15 protein-coding genes are annotated in these 18,857 nt (G+C 74.2%); 9 read left to right on the forward strand and 6 right to left on the reverse strand.

Going from position 1 to position 18,857, the window contains the following annotated elements; all coding sequences use genetic code 11:
• Positions 1 to 110 precede the first annotated feature (110 nt).
• The 5 genes from ACH4E7_RS02010 to ACH4E7_RS02030 all read left to right on the forward strand — a co-directional run bounded on the left by ACH4E7_RS02010 (position 111) and on the right by ACH4E7_RS02030 (position 6,281).
• Positions 111 to 1,313, forward strand: coding sequence for a sensor histidine kinase (locus ACH4E7_RS02010; RefSeq protein ID WP_396247043.1), 1,203 nt, complete (start codon positions 111 to 113; stop codon positions 1,311 to 1,313).
• A complete protein-coding gene (locus tag ACH4E7_RS02015; RefSeq protein WP_396247044.1) occupies positions 1,310 to 1,960 on the forward strand; it encodes a response regulator in 651 nt (216 codons plus the stop codon). The genes ACH4E7_RS02010 and ACH4E7_RS02015 overlap by 4 nt, the downstream gene beginning before the upstream one ends.
• Positions 1,961 to 2,218: 258 nt before the next feature.
• Complete coding sequence (locus tag ACH4E7_RS02020) at positions 2,219 to 3,088, forward strand: 3-hydroxyacyl-CoA dehydrogenase family protein (protein WP_396247045.1); 870 nt, start codon at positions 2,219 to 2,221, stop codon at positions 3,086 to 3,088.
• 363 nt (positions 3,089 to 3,451) lie between these two features.
• Complete coding sequence (locus ACH4E7_RS02025; RefSeq protein ID WP_355671458.1) at positions 3,452 to 3,769, forward strand: STAS domain-containing protein; 318 nt, start codon at positions 3,452 to 3,454, stop codon at positions 3,767 to 3,769.
• A gap of 205 nt (positions 3,770 to 3,974) precedes the next feature.
• Positions 3,975 to 6,281: an ATP-binding protein gene (locus ACH4E7_RS02030; protein ID WP_396247046.1), complete on the forward strand. Its 2,307-nt coding sequence runs from the start codon at positions 3,975 to 3,977 to the stop codon at positions 6,279 to 6,281.
• A gap of 4 nt (positions 6,282 to 6,285) precedes the next feature.
• On the opposite strand, the gene nucS is transcribed toward ACH4E7_RS02030, so the two are convergent.
• Positions 6,286 to 6,945: an endonuclease NucS gene (nucS, locus tag ACH4E7_RS02035; protein WP_350575981.1), complete on the reverse strand. Its 660-nt coding sequence runs from the start codon at positions 6,943 to 6,945 to the stop codon at positions 6,286 to 6,288.
• A gap of 479 nt (positions 6,946 to 7,424) precedes the next feature.
• Between nucS and ACH4E7_RS02040 the strand changes: the two genes are divergently transcribed.
• Positions 7,425 to 7,817, forward strand: coding sequence for an SCO5389 family protein (locus tag ACH4E7_RS02040; RefSeq protein WP_380452930.1), 393 nt, complete (start codon positions 7,425 to 7,427; stop codon positions 7,815 to 7,817).
• 77 nt (positions 7,818 to 7,894) lie between these two features.
• Here ACH4E7_RS02040 and ACH4E7_RS02045 read toward each other — a convergent pair whose 3' ends face one another.
• A complete protein-coding gene (locus tag ACH4E7_RS02045) occupies positions 7,895 to 9,202 on the reverse strand; it encodes an LLM class flavin-dependent oxidoreductase (protein WP_396247047.1) in 1,308 nt (435 codons plus the stop codon).
• Positions 9,203 to 9,453: 251 nt separating this feature from the next.
• On the opposite strand from ACH4E7_RS02045, the gene ACH4E7_RS02050 reads away from it, so the two are divergent.
• On the forward strand, positions 9,454 to 9,777 hold the full coding sequence (locus tag ACH4E7_RS02050) for an ATP/GTP-binding protein (RefSeq protein WP_396247048.1): 324 nt from the start codon (positions 9,454 to 9,456) through the stop codon (positions 9,775 to 9,777).
• Between the two features lie 44 nt (positions 9,778 to 9,821).
• On the opposite strand, the gene ACH4E7_RS02055 is transcribed toward ACH4E7_RS02050, so the two are convergent.
• A complete protein-coding gene (locus ACH4E7_RS02055; protein ID WP_396247049.1) occupies positions 9,822 to 10,589 on the reverse strand; it encodes an ABC transporter permease subunit in 768 nt (255 codons plus the stop codon).
• 1 nt (position 10,590) lies between these two features.
• Positions 10,591 to 11,595, reverse strand: coding sequence for an ABC transporter ATP-binding protein (locus ACH4E7_RS02060; RefSeq protein ID WP_396247050.1), 1,005 nt, complete (start codon positions 11,593 to 11,595; stop codon positions 10,591 to 10,593).
• Between the two features lie 169 nt (positions 11,596 to 11,764).
• On the opposite strand from ACH4E7_RS02060, the gene ACH4E7_RS02065 reads away from it, so the two are divergent.
• A complete protein-coding gene (locus ACH4E7_RS02065) occupies positions 11,765 to 12,562 on the forward strand; it encodes an alpha/beta fold hydrolase (protein ID WP_396247051.1) in 798 nt (265 codons plus the stop codon).
• Positions 12,559 to 12,870 (forward strand): hypothetical protein, encoded by a 312-nt coding sequence (locus ACH4E7_RS02070; protein WP_396247052.1) that lies wholly within the window; start codon positions 12,559 to 12,561, stop codon positions 12,868 to 12,870. The genes ACH4E7_RS02065 and ACH4E7_RS02070 overlap by 4 nt, the downstream gene beginning before the upstream one ends.
• 74 nt (positions 12,871 to 12,944) lie before the next feature.
• Here ACH4E7_RS02070 and ACH4E7_RS02075 read toward each other — a convergent pair whose 3' ends face one another.
• Positions 12,945 to 13,874: a cellulose-binding protein gene (locus ACH4E7_RS02075; protein WP_030282004.1), complete on the reverse strand. Its 930-nt coding sequence runs from the start codon at positions 13,872 to 13,874 to the stop codon at positions 12,945 to 12,947.
• A 117-nt stretch (positions 13,875 to 13,991) separates the two neighbouring features.
• Positions 13,992 to 18,818 carry a hypothetical protein gene (locus tag ACH4E7_RS02080; RefSeq protein WP_396247053.1) on the reverse strand — a complete coding sequence of 1,609 codons (4,827 nt, stop codon included), beginning with the start codon at positions 18,816 to 18,818 and terminating at the stop codon, positions 13,992 to 13,994.
• Positions 18,819 to 18,857: the final 39 nt, after the last annotated feature.

The raw sequence follows: 18,857 nt of genomic DNA on the forward strand, positions 1-18,857 counted from the left end.
CGCGGCCGTGTCGTCGTCGCACGGTGCCGTCCGGGGCTGCATCTTTCGATGTAGCGGGCTCCTCCGTGGACGGGAGCCGGTGCGGGTGCCGGGGATGGTGAGATGGGGGCGTGCTCGCACCGTCCGTCCCCCCGCGCCGTGTGGACCAGCTGATCGCCCTGTGCGGGGTGCTCGGCGGCGCGGTGCTGATCGCCTTCAAGGTGTACGACAGCGCCGACGACCTGCCGATCTGGGCGGTGGTGCTGCCGCTACTGGTGATGGCGGGGCTGGAGCTGGTCCGGCGGACTCGGCCGGTGCTGGCGGTGTCGCTCGGCGGGCTGGCCTTCGCGGGGAGCGTGTTCGCCGGCAGCCTGCTGGCGACGACGATCATGTACACCGATCTGCTGTACGCGGCGGTGCTCTACGGCTCCCACCGGATGTCGCGGGTGCTGCACCTGACCGGTGGCTCGACGGTGCTGGTGCTCTCCGCCCTGGCGTGGTGGGTGGGCGGCACTGCGGCCGGGCTGCTGATCGTGGTGGTCGGCTCGCTGGTGTTCCTGGCGCCGGTGTGGACCGGCGACCTGGTGCGTAAGCACCGGCAGGAGGCGGAGAGCGAGCGGCTGCGGGCCGAACAGACCGCGCTGCTCTCGGAGATGGACCGGCGCGAGGCGGTCGGCGCCGAACGGGCGCGGATGGCGCGGGAGTTGCACGATGTGGTGGCCAACCACCTGTCGGCGATCGCGATCCACGCCACCGGCGCGCAGGCGGTGGCCCGGCGGCGGCGGTTGGCCGAGGACGATCCGCTGGTCGAGGTGCTGGCGGTGATCCGGGAGAACAGCGTCCAGGGATTGGCCGAAATGCGTCGCATGATCGGACTGCTTCGGGACAGCGGCGGGGGAGAGGCCGACGAGTCCTACGCGGCGCCCGACCTGGCCGCGGTGGACGCCCTGTTGGCCAAGGCCAGGGCGGCCGGGCAGGACGTGGGGCTGGAGTTCGAGCTGACCGAGGAGGGCGAGCGCGCCGAGGTGCCGGTGCCGGTCGGACTGGCCGCGTACCGGATCGTCCAGGAGTCGCTGACCAACGCGCTCAAACACGCCGGGCCCGGACTGGTCACCCTGCGGCTGGAGTTCGGGCCCCAGGAGCTGCGGATCAGCGTCGACAGCCCGTACCGGGGCGGGCCGGGCCGAGAACTGCCCGGCGCCCGGGCCGGACTGGTGGGCATGTCGGAGCGGGCCGGGCTGCTCGGCGGCAGCTTCGACGCCGGGCCGCGGGACGGTTGGTGGAGGGTGCGCGCGGTACTGCCGCGCGGCCGGGAGAGCGGGGGACGGGCATGACGATCCGGGTGCTGGTGGCCGAGGACCAGGCGGCGGTACGGGCCGCGCTGGTGATGATCCTGCGAGCCGAGCCCGAGTTCGAGGTGGTCGGGCAGGCCGCCGACGGCGAGGAGGCCGTCCGGTTGGCGCTGGAGCTGCGGCCGGACGTGGTGCTGATGGACGTGCAGATGCCCCGGCTGGACGGCGTCTCGGCGACCCGCCAGGTGGTCGCCGCCGGGGCCGCCCAGGTGCTCGTGCTGACCACCTTCGACCTGGACGAGTACGTCTACGGCGCGCTGCGGGCCGGCGCGGCCGGGTTCCTGCTCAAGGACCTGGAGGCGGACACCCTGGTCGAGGGCATCCGCACGGTGGCGCGCGGGGACGGCATGCTGGCGCCCTCGGTGACCAGGCGGCTGATCGGCGTCTTCGCCCGCCCGGAGCGGCAGGTCGGGCCCGAGGCGAAGGAGGCGGTGGCCGGGCTGACCGCCCGCGAGCGGGAGGTGCTGGCCTGCATCGGGGCGGGGCTGTCGAACGGGGAGATCGCCCGTCGGCTGGAGATGGCGGAGGCGACCACCAAGACCCATGTCAGCCGGATCCTGGCGAAGCTGCGGTTGCGCAGCCGGGTGCAGGCGGCGATCCTGGCCCAGGACCTCGGCCTGACCATCTGATCCGCATCCTGAGCGGCTGACCAGGTCGGTTGCAGATCACACTCCGGATTGCTATTGCACGGGGGATTTGGGCACTAGAGTCCCGCCGTGAGCGAGCGAAGCGAGTGAACCGATCGGGGGGCGCGCTTCGCGGAAGTGACCGCCGAGCGCCAGCGAGGCGGGAGAAATCGAGCGATGCGGCTCTCAGGCGGCGACCCCTGCCCTGAGCCGCCTTCAGGGCCCGCCCGCGGGGCGGCGACGGCATCGGGAGACCCAGCCATGAGCAATGCGTCCAGCAAGCAGATCGCCGTGATCGGTGCCGGCCTGATGGGCGCCGGCATCGCCCAGGTGTCCGCGCAGGCCGGCCACCCGGTGGTGCTGCGGGACGTCACCGAGGAAGCGCTGCAGCGCGGTCTCGCGGGCATCCGCGCCTCGTACGAGAAGTTCGTCGCCAAGGGCAAGCTGAGCGCCGAGGACGCCGAGGCCGCGCTGGGCCGGATCACCACCACCACCGACCTGGGCGCCGTCGCCGAGGCCGACATCGTGGTCGAGGCCGTGTTCGAGAACCTGGAGGTCAAGGAGGGCGTCTTCCGCGAGCTGGACAAGCTCGCCAAGGACGGCGCCGTGCTGGCCTCCAACACCTCCGCCATCCCGATCACCCGGATCGCCGCCGTCACCCAGCGCCCGGAGTCGGTCGTCGGTGTGCACTTCTTCTCGCCGGTCCCGATGATGAAGCTGGTCGAGCTGGTCCGCGGCTACAAGACCAGTGACGAGACGCTGGCCGCCGCCCGCGCCTACGCCGAGGGCGTCGGCAAGGAGGTCGTGGTGGTCAACCGCGACGTGGCCGGCTTCATCACCACCCGCCTGATCACCGCGCTGGTCGTCGAGGCCGCCCGCCTGTACGAGTCGGGCGTGGCCACCGCCGAGGACATCGACACCGCCTGCCGGCTGGGCTTCGGCCACGCGATGGGCCCGCTGCAGACCGCCGACCTGACCGGCGTGGACATCCTGCTGCACGCCGCCCGCAACATCTACACCGAGACCCAGGACGAGAAGTTCGCGGCCCCGGAGATCATGGCCCGCATGGTCACCGCCGGCGACCTCGGCCGCAAGAGCGGCCGAGGCTTCTACCCGTACGAAGGCAAGTGAGCCGACAAGGCTGAACGACCTGGCGGGCCGTGCGATCGGAGAATCGTACGGCCCGCTGTGCCGGACGGGTGAGTTTCCTCACGCCGGGTGCCGCAGACGGGTGATTTGGGCGGTAATCGAGCATAGGTGTGGAGAGTTCCTGCGTATATTCCCTCGGACGAGTGAAATTGCTTCAGACCGGGGCGAAAACCAGCAACCTGCGGCGCTGCTTCACCGTCAGATGAGGGAACCCGGCATTCCGACCGGGGCCGGGTGCGGACCGAGCCGTCACAGGCGTTCCGTCCACGACCTCTACCCGCCTCCGAGCCCGTCGCGGCCGGGGCGGACCACCCCGAGCAGGCCACCCAGGCGAAGGAGGAGAGCATGCGCATCACCGGCGACCACACGGCGCTGGCCATCGAAGGCCGCCTCGACGTGCGCACCGCCGCCGATGCGCGGGCCCGGCTGCACCAGGCCGTGGACGGCGGCCTCGGCGACCTCGTGCTCGACCTCGCCCGGCTGGAGTTCTGGGACGCCACCGGCCTCGGCGTGATCATGGGCACCCACCGGAGGGCCGGCCGGATCGGCCGTCGGCTCGTGCTGCGCTCCGTCCCCGCGCAGCTCCAGCGGCTGCTGGTGGCCACCAAGCTGCACCGCATCCTGGCCGTCGACGGCGGCGTCGCCGAGGCGCACATCCTCTAGTGGGGCTTTGTCAGGTGGCAGTGCTTCGTTAGGCCGGGGCCCGCCCCGCCACCTCCCCCGCACCGGACCGCTCTGCACGGGCGGGCCAGGATGTGCGAGAGTCTGCCCGTCAGAAAACGGCCGCCCGGGCCCCGCCCGCGGCCTGATTGAGACGTGTGCCGGGTGGCGCGGGGCGCCGGCGGCCGAGCACGATGCGGAGCAGAACGTGGCACAGCCAACCGGGGAGTTCCGGCAGGAGGCCGTCCGCACCCGCGGTGGGGAACTGGTCTCCGGCGGCCTGCTGGTCGGTGTCGGAGCCCCGGAAGGCTCCGAGGCCAGGCCCTGTCCGGAGGAGTGGCGCCCCCGCCCGCGCCGGATCGAGCGCAGCGAGCCCGCCCGCGGCCCGGCCGGCGGCGTCGGCCGCGCGGTCGGCCCGCTCGCCCTCGGCGCCGGGCCCGCCGACCTGCCGCTGCTCGACCGCGAGGCCGACATCGCCGTACTGCTCGGCCTGCTCGCCGAGGGCCGCTCGATACGCCTGGTCGGCAAGGCCGGCTCGGGCCGCAGCACACTGCTGTCGGCCGTCGCCGAGGCCGCGGCCGACCTCGCCCCCGGCGGCGTCGTCCAGCTCTGCGGACACCGCCGCACCGCCGCCGACCTGCTCCAGGACCTCTTCGCGGCCACCCACCACGCCCCCGGCTTCCGGCCCGATCCCGGCCAGCTGGCCGCCCACCTCGCCGGGATCGGCGCGATCGTCGTGATCGACGAGGCCGAGCCCACCGGCGCCGAGCTGGAGGAGCTGCTCGCCGCGGCCCCCGGCTGTGTCTTCCTGATCTCCGTCGCCCCGGACACCCCGCTGCTGCCGGCCGACTCCCGGCTGCAGGACCACACCGTCGCCGGGCTCTCCCGCTCCGCCTGCCTCGCCCTCGCCGCCCGGCAGGCCGGGCGCCCCCTGGACGTGGCCGAGAAGGACTGGGCCGTCGACCTCTGGTTCGAGTCCGAGGGCCTGCCGCTGCGCTTCGTCCAGGCCGCCGCGCTGCTGCGCCAGCGGGACGTCTCGGTGGACGCGCTGGTCGCCGCCGAGGAGGACCGGCTGGACGTCTTCGGCGCGATCGACGAGCCCACCCGCGACCCCGACCCGGCGGTGCGCGAGAACGCGCTGCGCCGCACCGTCCCGCTGCTCTCGGTCGCCGAGACCGCCTCGCCCGCCGTCCGGCTCGCCGAGGGTCTGAGCGAGCCCGCGCAGGCCGTGCTGCGGCTCGCCGTCGCGCTCGGCGGGGAGTGCCCCACCGCGCCGCACCTGCCCGCGCTGATCGACGTCGGCCAGGGCGAGAGCGCGCTGGCCGAACTCGCCGACGCCGGGCTGGCGGTGTCCATCGGCGGGCACCACCGGCTCACCGCCGGGGCGCTCGAACTGCTCGCCCCGCACTGGCCGGCCCGCGGCTGCGTGGACGGCGCCGCCCAGCACTTCGCCTGGTGGGTCGGGCACAGCTCGGTGTCGCTGGAGCAGATCGCCGCCGAGGCCGAGGTGGTGATCGGCGTGCTGCTCGCCGACCGGACCGCCGGGCGGCACGAGGCGGTGATCCGGCTGGCCCGGGCCGCGGCGCCCGCGCTGGCGCTGGCGCTGCGCTGGGGCGCCTGGGAGCGGGTGCTGGAGCTGGGCCTGGAGGCGGCCCGGCGGACCGGTTCGACGGTCGACCAGGCATGGTTCCACCATGAGGCGGGCGTGCACGCGATCTGCGTCCAGCAGCCGTCTCGGGCGATCGCCGAACTGGAGACCGCGCTCACCCTGCGGGCCTCCGCCGGGGAGCAGCGCGGGGTCGCCGCCGCGCGCCGGATGCTCGACCTGCTGCGCGCCGAAGGCCGACAGCTGTCCGCAGCCGCGGTCGCGGCGGCGGCCCCCGGCCGCGGGCCGGTGATCCGCAAGATCGCGGCCCGGGTGCCGGCCGGCCTGAAGGCCCGGACCGGGAAGCGGCGCCGGGTGGTGGTGGCCTCCGCGGCCGTGCTCACCTTCGGGGTGCTCGGTACGGCAGTGGCGATGAGCATCACCGGGCCCGACGAGCACAAGGGGAACGACCCGCACGGGCGGCTGGACGACGTCGGCGACACCAAGAACACGCCGATGCCGCTGCCGTCCGCCAGCAGCAGCCCGGGGACGGCCGGTGCGGGCGGCGCCGAGCCGGGCAGCCCGGCGGGGGCGAGCGCCAGTCCGGAGGCCTCGGCGAGCGGCAGCGCGTCGCACTCGCCGAGCGCCTCGCCGACGAGGAAGCCGAGCTCCTCGCCGGGGGCCACCGGGTCGGACGCCCCGCAGCAGCCGCAACCGCAGCAGCCCGCACCGGGGCAGCCGCAGCCGCCGGTCCAGCAGCCGGGGCAGCCGCAGCCGCCTCAGCCGCCGCGACCCTCGCAGTCGCCGACGCCGACGCCGACGCACAGCCAGCCGTCGACGCCGACCGGCCCGGGCACGCCGCCGCCGACACCGCCGACTACGCCGCCGGCGCCGTCCGGGACCGGCTCCCCGAGCGCGAACCCGACGTGAGCGATCAGAACAGCTTGAGCTTGTCGTCGTCGATGCCGCGCAGTTCGTCGTAGTCCAGCACCACGCAGCCGATGCCCCGGTCGGTGGCCAGTACGCGGGCCTGGGGCTTGATCTCCTGCGCGGCGAAGACGCCCTTGACCGGGGCCAACAGCGGGTCCCGGTTGAGGAGTTCGAGGTAGCGGGTGAGCTGTTCGACGCCGTCGATCTCGCCGCGGCGCTTGATCTCGACGGCCACCGTGGTGCCGTCGGCGTCGCGGCAGAGGATGTCGACCGGGCCGATCGCGGTCGGGTACTCGCGGCGGATCAGCGACCAGCCGGAACCGAGCACCTCCATCCGGTCCGCGAGCAGCTCCTGCAGGTGTGCCTCGACGCCGTCCTTGATCAGGCCGGGGTCGACCCCGAGCTCGTGGGACGAGTCGTGAAGCACCTCCTCCAGCGTGATGATGAGCTTCTCGCCGGCCTTGTTCTCCACCGTCCAGACCCCGTCGGCCTCCTTGAGGGCGCACGGCGGGGACATCCAGTTGAGCGGCTTGTAGGCGCGGTCGTCGGCGTGGATGCTGACGCTGCCGTCGGCCTTGACCAGGATCAGCCTGGTGGCGGAGGGCAGATGGGCGGAGAGCCGACCGGCATAGTCGACTGAGCAGCGGGCAATTACGAGACGCACGGTCGACCACGCTAGCCCACCGGGGCCAGTTGATGCGATTCCGCGACGACCGGGTGAAGAAACCGCGAACCCCGCGAACATGGATGCTCGGTAATCCCGCCGCCACCGCCCTCTGGCGCCCACGCCGAGTGGTCGCTACGTTGTGTGACGGCATGACTGCGGGGTCGCTGTCAACGGGGACGGAGACTTCAGATGAACGATCCGACAGGATCTGGCCAATCTGGTGCGCCACGGCGTATTTCCGGAGCGATCCCCAGGAATGACCAGCCTGCTCCGCCGTTGACTGCCACGCTGTTCTGGCGCGGTCGGTGTTCGGGACGTCACGTCCCGTGGCGCCTCCGCCCTTTCGCAAAGGTGCCGGAAACCCCCGTCCCACGGTGTTCCGGACGCCATATGCGATTTCGCCCACCCTCACGGTGAGCTTTGGACCACGCACGACCACCCGGGCGCCGCGCGGGTGGACCGCGAGAGGAGAATCCATGTCGCTCGACGTCTCACCGGCCCTGCTGGAAAAGGCTGAGCGGGGCGAGGTCGACGAGCGGGAATTCGTCGACTGCGTCCGCGTCTCGCTGCCGTACGCCTGGGACCTGATCAGCTCGCTGGTCGCCCAGGCGAAGGTCGACGGCACCGACTTCGCCGACAACCAGGTACCGCCGCCCAGCGAGCAGGCCCGTGGCCAGCTGCTGCGCGCCCTGGCCAGCGATGCCATCCGGGGCGCCCTGCAGCGCCACTTCGGGGTACGGCTGGCGTTCCAGAACTGTCACCGGGTGGCGGTGTTCCTGCCGTCGGAGGCCAACGAGGCGCGCTACGGCCGCTTCACCTCCGTCCGGGAGCAGTTGCTCAACCAGTCCGAGGAGCTGCGGGACTGCTGAGCCCGGTGGTGCCGGCTGCCCCCGTCCCCCGGTGCGGGGGGAGGGGGCGGCGGCCACACCCGATCGTCCCGACGGGCTCAACCGAGCTGCGGCAGCACCTCGGAGCCGAGCCGGGCGATGTTGTGCAGGGTCGTCTCGCGGTCGCCGCTGCCCTCGGCGAGCAGGGCGAACCGCCGGATGCCGGTGCGCTCGGCGGTGGCCAGCAGTCGGTCGGCGCACTGCTTCGGGGTGCCCACCGCGTGCAGGTCGCAGAGGAGTTCGGTGTACTGGTGCGGGTCGCGCATCTTCCGCTCGCGGCCGTCCACGGTGCGGTGCGCGCCCAGCCCGTACTCGAACCAGCCGGGCATCGCGTTCAGCAGGGTGGCCCGGGCCTCCGAGGCCCGGTCGTCCACCTGGGCCACTCCGGCCGCGACGTGCTGGCGGCTGATCCGGCGCAGCTGCTCCTCGCCGCGCCCGGCGGCCAGCCAGGCGGTGCGGTAGAGCTCCAGCATCCGCAGCTTGTCGTCGTCGCCGGAGTGCATGCCGAGCAGCATCGGCAGACCGCGCTCGGCGGCCAGCCTGACCCCGTTCGGCGAGGTGCAGGCGACCACCACCGGCGGGCCGGCCACCGGCCGTCCGGCGGTGGTGAGTTCCTCGCCGAGGCCGGTGTCCTGGCGCTGGCGCGGGAAGCGCACCGGGCCGGACGGCTCGTCCAGGCCGAGCCAGCTGCCCAGGCCCGGGCGCCGCAGCGACTCGGTGGCCTGCGGCACCACCGGCACCTCGGGGAAGGAGAACTGCGGGCCGTCCGCGCCCACCTGGGAGCCGCGCAGCCAGCGCAGCAGCAGGTCCAGCCGCTCCGGGAAGCCGTTCTCGAAGGCCTCCACGCCGCTGCCGAACACGTCCAGGTCGATCCAGGGCCCGCCGCGGCCGACCCCGAGCGTGAAGCGCCCGCCGGAGGTCAGGTGCAGCAGTGCGGCCTGTTCGCCGAGTGCCACCGGGTGGCTGGTGGAGAGCACGCTGACGGCGGTGCCGACGCCGATCCGGCGGGTGCGGCCGAGCAGCAGCGCGGCCAGTGTCGCGGCGTCGGGGCAGACCCCGTACGGGACGAAGTGGTGCTCGGCCAGCCAGACGCTGTCCAGGCCCGCTCGTTCGGCCTCGACGGCGGCCCGGACGGTGCGCTCCAGCGCCTCGCCGTGGGTCTGCCCGGGGAACTGCGCGGACAACAGGAACGCGCCGACCCGTACCGGGGCGGTGTCCGGCGGCAGCGTGCCGGTGCGTTGCGCGGCGGTCAGCGGCTCGCCCGCGACGGCGGTCAGCGGTGGTACGGAGGTCAGCACCGGGCCGGGGGCCGGCGGCCGGACGCCGACGGGGCGACGGGTCTCGGCGCGGGGGCTGGTCTTGGTCATCCTGGGGCCTCCTCGGGTGCACGCAGGGTCTGCGAGCCCCGCCTGTTCCCTTCGTGGGTATCCGATGTCATGTGCCAATGGCACGCGGAACCCCGAATCTCCTCGATGATCGGGTGGATCTCGGCAAAAACGCCGGACCACCGGCCGAACCCGTGATAGAGGCCATTCAAGAGCTCGGGCACCCGGCCGGGCCCAAGCGACAGGCCCTAGGCTGGAACGACTTCGAGCCCCCGGAAGAGAGGCAGTCCGCCGTGCCCCGCCGCAACCGGATCAAGATCGCCGCCCCCCGCGAGAGCGCCGAGTCGGCCGCCGCCCCGCTCGGCGGATCGCTGCGCCGTACCGAGAACTACCAGGGCGACGACTGGGTGGTCCAGACGGTCGCGGGCACCTCGGGGCGCTCCTACCGCTGCCCGGGTTGCGACCAGGAGATCCCGCCCGGGGTGGGCCACGTGGTGGCCTGGCCGATGCACGGTGCCGGGGTGGACGACCGGCGGCACTGGCACCGCGCGTGCTGGGGAGCGCGGGAGCGCCGGGCCTCGAACATCCTGCGAGGCCGCGGCGCTCCGCGGTACTGACCGGTTCCGACCCGGTACCGACTGCCCCCGGGTGCCGAACCGCCTCACGCGTCGCGGTTCTTGAACACCAGTGCGCCGCCGACCAGGGCCGCCGCGGTCCAGGCCAGGCAGATCGCGAAGCCCGCCCACGGGCCGTACGGCTGGCCGTTCTGCTCGTACACCAGCAGCATCCGCGAGCCCGCGTAGTCCGGGAAGTAGTGGGCCAGGGTCTTGACCTTCGGCACCGCCGAGAGGATCGGCGAGAGCAGGAAGAAGAACGGCACCAGCACGCCGAGGGCGAGCGTCTGGTTGTGGAGCATGGCGGTGACGCCGGCCGAGAACAGGCAGAGCATCGTCAGGTACAGCGCGGCGCCGAACACCGCGCGCAGCACATTCGGCTCGCCCAGGGTGGTGGAGTGGGTGCCGAGCAGCGACTGACCGACGAAGAAGGCGACGAAGACGGTCACCAGCGAGACCGCCAGGGCCAGTGCGCCGAGCACCAGCGCCTTGCCGGTGAGCAGGGTGCCGCGCTGCGGGACGGCGGCCAGGGTGACCCGGATCATGCCGCTGCTGTACTCGTTGCCGATCGCCAGCACGCCGAAGACGATGATGGCCAGCTCGCCGAGCATGATGCCGGAGAAGGCCGTCCCGGTGGCGTCGAACGGGACCTGCTCGTGCCGCCGGAACTCGGTGAAGTTGTTGTTGGTGAGCAGGGACAGCAGCGCACCGATGCCCACGGTGACCACGAAGGCCAGCGCGAGGGTCCAGACGGTGGAGCGGACGCTGCGGATCTTCGTCCACTCGGAGCGCAGGATCGCGGGGAAGGACGCCATCTCAGTTCTCCTCCTGTCGCACCGCGGCGATCGGCCGGGTGCCGTCCGCCTTCCGGCCGGCGCCCCAGGGGCCAGGTGCGCCGGCCGCGTCCCGGCCCGGTCCGTCGCCCGCGTGGTACTCCACCGCGTCCGCTGTCATCTGCATGAACGCCTCCTCCAACGAGGCCTGCTGCGGGCTGAGTTCGTGCAGCACCACGCCGTGCGCCGCGGCCAGCTCGCCGAGGATCGCGATGTCGCCGTCGAGCACCTCGTAGGAGCCCTCCGGGCCCGGCTCGTGCCGCAGACCGGCCCCGGTCAGCACGTCGAGCAGGCGCTCGGGCTGAGGGCTGCGCAGTCGTACGGCGGAGCGGGAGTTGCGCCGGATGAACTCCGGCATCGGCAGGTCGGCGAGCAGCCGGCCCTTGCCGATGACCACCAGGTGGTCGGCGGTGACGGCCATCTCGCTCATCAGGTGGGAGGAGACGAAGACCGTGCGGCCCTCGCCGGCCAGGCGCTTCATCAGGTTGCGGATCCAGAGGATGCCCTCCGGGTCCAGGCCGTTGACCGGCTCGTCGAACATGACGATCTCCGGGTCGCCGAGCAGGGCGGAGGCGATGCCCAGGCGCTGGCCCATGCCGAGCGAGAAGCCGCGGGCCCGTTTGCGGGCGACCGGGGTGAGGCCGACCAGGGCGAGCACCTCGTCCACCCGGCGCTCCGGGATGCGGTTGCTCTGGGCGAGCCAGAGCAGGTGGTCGCGGGCGGTGCGGCCGGGGTGGACGGCCTTGGCCTCCAGCAGTGCGCCGATGTACTTGAGCGGCTCGCTGAGTTGCCCGTAGCGCTTGCCGTCGATGGTGACCCGGCCGCTGGTCGGACGGTCGAGGTCGAGGATCATGCGCATGGTGGTGGACTTGCCGGCGCCGTTGGGGCCGAGGAAGCCGGTGACCACCCCCCGGGGGACCTGGAAGCTGAGCCCGTCCACGGCGAGCGTCTTTCCGTAATGCTTTGTCAGGTCGTGCAACTCGATCATTCGCGCTCCCTTACTCCTTGTCAGGCTAGGACAAAGCGGATAACGCAGCCCGCTGAGTGGGCCCGCCGGGCGCACCGCAATAGGTTGGGCGCATGAGCGAGCGAAGCGAGCGAATCATTGAGGGGCGCGTACGGGCGAACGCCCCTGCCGAGCGTAGCGAGGTGGGCGCGTGAGTCGGCTCCCCTCCACAGTGTCCGTCCGTGAGAGCGGTACCGGAACACCCCTCGTGCTGCTGCACGCCTTTCCGTTGAACGCCTCGATGTGGTCCACCCAGCTGGACGCGCTGCCCGGTCTGACCGGGGACGAGGTCCGGGTGCTCGCCCCCGATCAGCGGGGTTTCGGCGGCACCGAGCTGGGCACCGACGAACCCTCGCTGGACCTGGTCGCCGACGACCTCGCGCTGCTGCTGGACGCGGCCGGGATCGACCGCGCGGTGGTCGCCGGGCTCTCCATGGGCGGCTACGTGGCGCTGGCCTTCGCCCGCCGCCACCCGCAGCGGCTGGCCGGACTGCTGCTGGCCAACACCCGCGCCACCGCCGACACCGACGCCGCCCGGGCCAACCGGGAGCGGATGGCCGCCGCCGTCACCGCCCGGGACAGCGTCCAGCTGCTGCTGGACGAGAAGGTGGCGGCCGGGCAGCTCGGGCCCGACTCGCAGCACCTGGTGGAGCGGGTGCAGGCGATGGTCGCCGCCGCGCCGCCGGCCTCGGTCGCCTGGGCCCAGCGGGCCATGGCGGCCCGACCGGACTCCCTGGACGTCCTGGCCGGCCTGCGGGTGCCGCTGTCGGTCGTCGCGGGTGCCCAGGACGCCCTGGTGGCTCCGGAGGAGGCCGAGCGGATGCTACGGGCCCGCCCGGACGCCGAGCTGACCGTCGTCCCCGGGGTGGGTCACCTGAGCGCCCTGGAGGCACCCGGCGCGTTCGACGCCGCCGTCCGCCGACTGCTCGCCCGGGTGGCCGCCGGATGAGTCAGGACGCGGCGGGCTGGGACTTCTCCGCCCTGGAGGTGACCGGCCGGATGCCGGTGACCAACCGCGGCGAGGGGCTGGTCGAACTGACCCTGGAGCCACTCGGCGAGGACTACTGGTTGCGTCCGGGGGAGACCTTCATCGTCACCTCGTACGGCGACTACGGGCCCGGCCACCCGTTCGAGGTGCAGTACTGGCCCGACTCGGTGTCGGTCTGGTGTACCTCCTGGTTCGGCACCGTCTCGGACGACGAGGGCAACCAGCTCAGCAGCGGGCACCAGCGGCCCGACGGGGCCTACCCGAGGTAGTGACGGGGGGAAAGCCGGCAGGCCCTCACCCGGGAGGGTGAGGGCCTGCCGTGCTAGTCCGTGCTCGCCGACCGTCAGCGCGACTGCTGGGCGGGCACGCCCATGGTGTCGTCGTTCGGCAGCGAGGCGGCGGCCACGGCTGCGCCGGTCAGCGTCGCCAGCATCTCGCGGACGTTGGTCAGCTGGGCGTTGATGCTGTCGCGGCGGTTGGTCAGCGCTGCCAGCTCGCGCTCGGATTCGCTGCGGATGCGGTCGGCCTTGGCGTTGGCGTCCGCCACGATGTCCTCGGACTGGCGCTGGGCCGTCTCGACGGTCTGGCGGGCGCGGCGCTCGGCGTCGGTGCGCAGCTTCTCGGCCTCCAGACGCAGCTGCTCCGCCCGGTGCTCGATCTCGGCGAGGCGCTTTTCGGCCTTGGCCTGACGGGCGGCCAGGTCGCGCTCGGACTGCTCGCGGCGCTTGGCGAGGTTGGTCTCGAACTCCAGCGCGGCCTGGGCGGCCTTGGTGCGGGTCTCCTCGAAGAGGGCGTCCGCCTCCTCGCGCTTGTTCTGGGCGTCCTTGTTGGCCTCGGCGCGCAGCTGGGCGGAGTCGCTCTTGGCCTTGTCGACGATCCGCAGACCCTCGTCCTCGGCCTTGGCCTTGCGGTCCTTGGCGTAGTTCTCGGCCTCGGTGCGGACCTGCTGGGCGGCGGCCTCGGCCAGCTCGCGGTGCTGCTCGGCGGCGCGGTGCGCCTCGTCGCGCAGGTCCTTGGCCTCCTCCTCGGCGAGCCGCAGGATCTTCTCGACCCGGGCGCCGAGGCCGGCGTAGGAGGGCTCCTGCTCGGCGACCGCCGCCTGGGCGGTCTGGGTCTCCAGGTGGAGCTCCTCGATGCGCTTCTCCAGCGCGCTGATCCGGGTCAAGGCACTGTCACGGTCGGCCACCAGCTTGGTGATCCGCTCGTCGACCTGGGCGCGCTCGTACCCACGGCGCACCAGGTCGAAGCCGTGAGGGGAGTGACTGTCGCTCATGGGACTCTGGGCTTCCTGTCGTCAAACCGCTGAGGTGGTTGAGGGAATCCTGACACGGTACCGGAGTGTCGACGGCGAAATGCCGTTGTCTCACAGACAATGACCGCCAATGTCCGCTCAATCGGGTGGTGCGTTCTTGGAGCGATTGCCACCCGACCGGGGGGAGCCAACTCCGGCACCGGCCTTGGCGCCCCCGTCCTTCTTGGTACTGCTTCCCCCGTTGGCCTGGGCGACCGGTGACGGTGCCTCGAACGCCTCCAGCGCCGACAGCACGTCCTGGACCCTGGAGATCTCGGTGTTGATGTCCTTGCGGCGGCGCACCAGCTCGTCCAGCTCGCGCCGGCCCTCGTCGGTGACCCGCTTGGCCTCGGCCTTGGCCTCGGCGACCAGCCGCTCGGCCTCGGCCTTGGCCAGCTCGATCTGCTCGTCGGCGGTGCGGTCGGCCTCCTGCAGCCGCTTCTCCGCCTCGGAGGCCGCGCTCTCCAGCCGCTCCTCGGCCTCGGTCTCGGCCGACTGCAGCTTGGCCTCGGCCTTCCCGATCAGCGCCTCGGCGCGGTCGGTGGAGTTGGCGAGCTTGGTCTCCGCCTCCTTGAGCAGGCCCTCGGCCTTGCGGACGGCGGAGAGCCGGACCTTGCTGGCCTCCGCAGAGGCCTCCGAGGTCAGCTCGCCCGCCCGCTCCTCGGCTGCCGCGAGCAGGGCGGCGGCGCGGTCCTCGGCCTCGGCGACGGTGGCCACCGCCTGCTCCTCGGCCTCGGTCAGCTGCTCCTGAGCGGCGGTCACCAGGGCGTCCACCCGCTCGCCGGCGGACTTCATGGCCGCCGCGTTCTCCTTGCGGGCGCGCTCGTGCAGCGCCTCGACCTCGGCGTCGGTGCGCTCGCGCAGCTCCTCGGCGCGCTCGCGGATCGCGGTGGCGTCCCGGCGGGCCTCGGCGAGCAGCGCGTCGGCGTCGGCGCGGCCCTTCTCGACCTCGGCCTGCCCGCCGGCCTCGCCGGCCGCGACCAGGCGGTCGGCCTCCTTGCGGGCGGCGGCGACCATCGCGTCCGCCTGCTCCTCGGCGGCCGCGGTGGTGGCCAGCGCGGTGGTCTGGGCGTCCTCGCCGAGCGCCTCGGCGTCCGCGAAGGCCTTCTCCAGGACGGACTTGGCCTGCTCGCGGGTGGCCTTGTCGAACTGCTCGGCGGCCTCCCGGGTCTCCGCGTCGTAGGCGTCGGCGCGGGCGTGGGTGGCGTTGTCGTACTCGTCGGCCAGGGAGCGGGTGGCGAGGGCGTACTCCTCGGCCTCCGCGCGCAGCCCGGCGGCCAGCTCCTCGGCGTCGGCCACCGTCCGGGCGGCCTGGGCGTCGGCGTCCGCGCGCAGCTGCTCGGCGGCCTCCTGGGCGGCGCGCAGCTCGGCCTCGGCGTCGGCGCGCAGCTGCTCGTCGTAGGCCTGGGCCTCGGCGCGCTGACGGCCCAGCTCGGCCTCGGCGGCCTCGCGTTCGGCGGCGAGCTCCAGCTCGGTCTGCTCGCGCAGGGCGGTGGTCTCGGCCTCGGTACGGGCGCGCAGATCGCCGGTCTCGCGGTCGGCGAGGGTGCGGACCTCGGCGGCGTAGGCGTCGGCCGCCTCGCGCTGCTCGGCGGTCTCCCGCTCGGCCAGGTCGCGCTGGTCGGCGGTCTCCCGGTCGGCGAGGGTGCGGACCTCGGCGGCGTAGGCGTCGGCCGCCGTGCGCTGCTCGGTGGTCTCCCGGTCGGCGAGGGCGCGGGTCTCGGCGGCGTCCTGCTCGGCCCGGTCGCGGACCTCGGCGGCCTCCTGCTCGGCGGTGGCCTTCAGCGCGGCGATCTGCTCGGCGGCGGCCTCGTGCAGGCCGGCCACCGACTGGCGGACCTCGGCGGCCTCCTCCTCGGCGGCGGCGACCAGCTCGGCGCCCTCGGCCCGGGCGGCGGCGACCACGTCCTCGCCGTCGGCCCTGGCCTGCTCCAGGACGGCGGTGGCCTCGGCCCGGATGCCGTCGGCGGTGGCGCGGGCCTCGGACAGCTCGCGGCCTGCCTCGGCCCGTACCGTCTCGGCCTGCTCGTTGGCCAGCGCCAGTTCGGCGGCGGCCTTCTCGCGGGTGGCCTTGGCGTCCTGGGCGGCCTCGGCCCGGCGCTGCTCGGCGGCGGTCCGGGCCTGCTCCAGCAGCTCGTCGGCCTCGGTGCGGCGGTCGGTCGCGAACTGTTCGGCCTCGGTGCGGACCCGGTCGGCGTAGGCCTCGGCGCTCTCGCGCTGCCGGGTGGTCTCCTGCTGGGCGAGGGCGCGCAGCTCGGCCGCGGCCTGCTCGGCCTCGGTGCGCTGGGCGGCCGCGTACCGGTCGGCGCCCTCGCGCTGCTCGGCGGCGTACCGGTCGGCGGCTTCGCGCTGCTCGGTCGTCTCGGTCGCGGTGCGCTCGGCGAGCTCGCCGGCGTGCTGTTCGGCCTCGGTGCGGACCCGGTCGGCGTAGGCCTCGGCGCTCTCGCGCTGCTCGGCGGTCTGCTGCCGGGTCAGGGCGCGCAGCTCGGCCGTCTCGCGGTCGGCCGTCTCGCGCTGCTGGGCCGCGTACTGGTCGGCGGCGCCGCGGACCTCCGCGACGTGCCGCTCGGCCGCGGCGCGGACCTCGGCGGTCTCCTGGGCGGTGCGCTCGGTCAGCTCGGAGGCGGCCTGTTCGGCCTGCTCGCGGGCGGACCGGGCGGCGGCCAGCTGCTCGGCGGTCTCCTCGCGCTCGCGCCGCAGCCCGGTGGCGGCGGCCTCGTGCTCGCGCAGGCTCTCCTCGCGCAGCGCGTTCGCGGCGGCCTCGGCCTCGCCGCGGGTGCGGGCGGCCTCGGCGTCGGCCTCGGTGCGCACCCGCTCGGCGTCGCCGACCGCGGCGTCCCGGACCGCGTTCGCCTCGGCCTGGGCGTCGGCGGTCAGCGCCTCTGCGGCGGCGCTCGCCTCGGCGCGCACCCGCTGGTCGAACTCGGCGGCGTCGCGCCGGAGTTCGGCGGTCTCACGCTCGGCGGCGACCCGGTTCTCGGCGGCCGCGGCCTTGGCGGCGGCCAGGGCGTCCTGGCCCTGCTGCTCGGCCGCGGCGGTGATCTTCCCGGCCTCGGCACGGGCTCGGGTCAGGGTCTGCTCGGCCCGGCCCTGGGTCTCGGCGGCCTGCTCCTGGGCCTGCTCGCGCAGCCGCTCGATCTCCCCGGCGGCGCCGGCGCGCAGCTCGTCCGCGTCGGCCTTGGCCCTGGTGAGCAGCTCCTCGGCGTTCTTCGCCGACTCCTCGATCTGCAGCACCGCCTGGCGGCGGGCCTCGCTGCGAGCCCGGTCGGCCTCGGCGGCGGCCTGGGCGCGCAGCTCCTCGGCCTCGGCGCGCAGCCGGGCCGCCTCGTCCTGCATCTGCTCGATCCGCTCACGGATCGCGGCGGCGTCGTCCAGGGCGGCGTTCTGGGCCTGCTCGACGGCGGCCTGGGCCTGCTCGCGCAGCCGCTGGGCCTCGGCACGGGCCTCGGCGCGGATCCGCTCGGCCTCGGCGGCGGCCTCACCGCGGGCGGCCTCGGCGTCCTGGTTGGCCTGGCCGAGCACCTCCTCGGCGGTCTTGGCGGCCTTGGCGAGGTGGACGGTGGCGTCCTTGGCGCCGGCCGCGCGGCCCTCCTCCTCGGCCTCGCTGCGCAGCCGCTGCGCCTCGGCCTCGGCCTGCGCCCGCAGGTCGGCGAGGTCGTGCTCGGCCTGGGCGCGCAGTTCGGCGATCGCCGCCTCGGCCTCGGCCTTCAGTTCGGCGGCGACGGATTCGGCGGTGGCCCGCAGCCGCTCGCTCTCCTCGGCCGCGGCGGCCTTGGCGGCGTCCGCCTCGGCCTGCCGGGTGGCGGCCGCGGACCGCATCGCCTCGGCCTCGGCACGGATGGCCTCGGACTCCTTGGTGGCGTTGGCGACCAGCCGGGCGATCTCGGCCCGGGCGGTCTGCGAGCGCTGCTCGCTGGCGGCCTCGCCGTCGGCGACCTTGCGCACGGCGGCGGCCTCGGCATCGGCCTGGAGCTGCTCGGCGGCCTGCTCGGCCTGGGCGCGCAGCTCGGCCGCCTCCTGGCGGGTGCGCTCGGCCTCGCCGATCGCCTCGGCGCGCAGCCGCTCTATCTCGGCCTTCGCGGCGCCGAGCTGCTGCTCGGCGCGGGCCTGCTCGGCGGCGGCCTGCTCCTTGAGCCGGCTGATCTCGGTGTGGGCGACGGCCAGCTGCTGCTCGGCGGCGGCGTGCGCGGCGGCCAGCTCCTTCTGGGCCTGGCCGCGGGCGGCGTCCACGTCGGCGGCGGCCTGGGCACCGGCCTGCTGGGCGTGCTCGGAGGCGGCGCGCAGCAGGCGCTCGGCGTCGCTCTGGGCCCGCTGCAGGGCGGCCTCGGCGGCGGCCTGGGCCTCGCCGCGGGCGGCGTCCACGTCGGCGGCGGTCTGGGCGCGGGCCTGGTCGGCCAGGGCGGCGGCCTCGGCGCGGGCGGCGGCCATCATCCGCTCGGCCTCGGCGCGGGCGTCCTGGAGGAGGCGCTGGGCCTCCTGCTCGCTGCCGGTCCGGGTCTGCTCGGCCCAGCCGTTCAGGTGCTGCTCGGCGTTGCGGCGCAGCTCGGCGAGCTCGTCCTCCAGCTGCCGGCGGCGGGCGGTGAGCTCGGCCTCCAGCCGGGCGGTGCGCTCGGCGGCCTCGGCCATGATCCGCTGGGTCGCGGCCTGGGAGTCGCGCAGCTGGCGCTCGGCGTCCGCGCGCATCTGCTGGGCCTGCATCTCGGCGGTGCGGAGCATCTGCTCGGCCTGGCCGGAAACGGCGTCGAAGGCGCGCGGCTGGGCGAGCATGCGACGGGACTCGTGCAGCTTGGCCCTGAGCACCTCCACCTGGTAGGCGAGGTCCTCGGCATGCTCGACTGCCTTGTCCCGCTCCTTCCGAGTCCGACCCATCTCGGCCTCGAACTGGGAGAGGTGATCGTCAACCTCGTAGCGGTCGTTGCCCCGCACTCCGCGGTCCCATCCATCTCCTGGTCGCGTCCTCGACCC

The organism is Kitasatospora sp. NPDC018058, from assembly GCF_044327205.1.
Lineage (GTDB): Bacteria > Actinomycetota > Actinomycetes > Streptomycetales > Streptomycetaceae > Kitasatospora.

Excerpts from the sequence above, each read along its gene's own strand:
- ACH4E7_RS02015 (WP_396247044.1), top strand. The coding sequence starts at position 1,310 with ATGACGATCCGGGTGCTGGTGGCCGAGGACCAGGCGGCGGTACGGGCC.
- ACH4E7_RS02020 (WP_396247045.1), top strand. The coding sequence starts at position 2,219 with ATGAGCAATGCGTCCAGCAAGCAGATCGCCGTGATCGGTGCCGGCCTG.
- ACH4E7_RS02025 (WP_355671458.1), top strand. The coding sequence starts at position 3,452 with ATGCGCATCACCGGCGACCACACGGCGCTGGCCATCGAAGGCCGCCTC.
- ACH4E7_RS02040 (WP_380452930.1), top strand. The coding sequence starts at position 7,425 with ATGTCGCTCGACGTCTCACCGGCCCTGCTGGAAAAGGCTGAGCGGGGC.
- ACH4E7_RS02045 (WP_396247047.1), bottom strand. The coding sequence starts at position 9,202 with ATGACCAAGACCAGCCCCCGCGCCGAGACCCGTCGCCCCGTCGGCGTC.
- ACH4E7_RS02055 (WP_396247049.1), bottom strand. The coding sequence starts at position 10,589 with ATGGCGTCCTTCCCCGCGATCCTGCGCTCCGAGTGGACGAAGATCCGC.
- ACH4E7_RS02060 (WP_396247050.1), bottom strand. The coding sequence starts at position 11,595 with ATGATCGAGTTGCACGACCTGACAAAGCATTACGGAAAGACGCTCGCC.
- ACH4E7_RS02070 (WP_396247052.1), top strand. The coding sequence starts at position 12,559 with ATGAGTCAGGACGCGGCGGGCTGGGACTTCTCCGCCCTGGAGGTGACC.
- ACH4E7_RS02075 (WP_030282004.1), bottom strand. The coding sequence starts at position 13,874 with ATGAGCGACAGTCACTCCCCTCACGGCTTCGACCTGGTGCGCCGTGGG.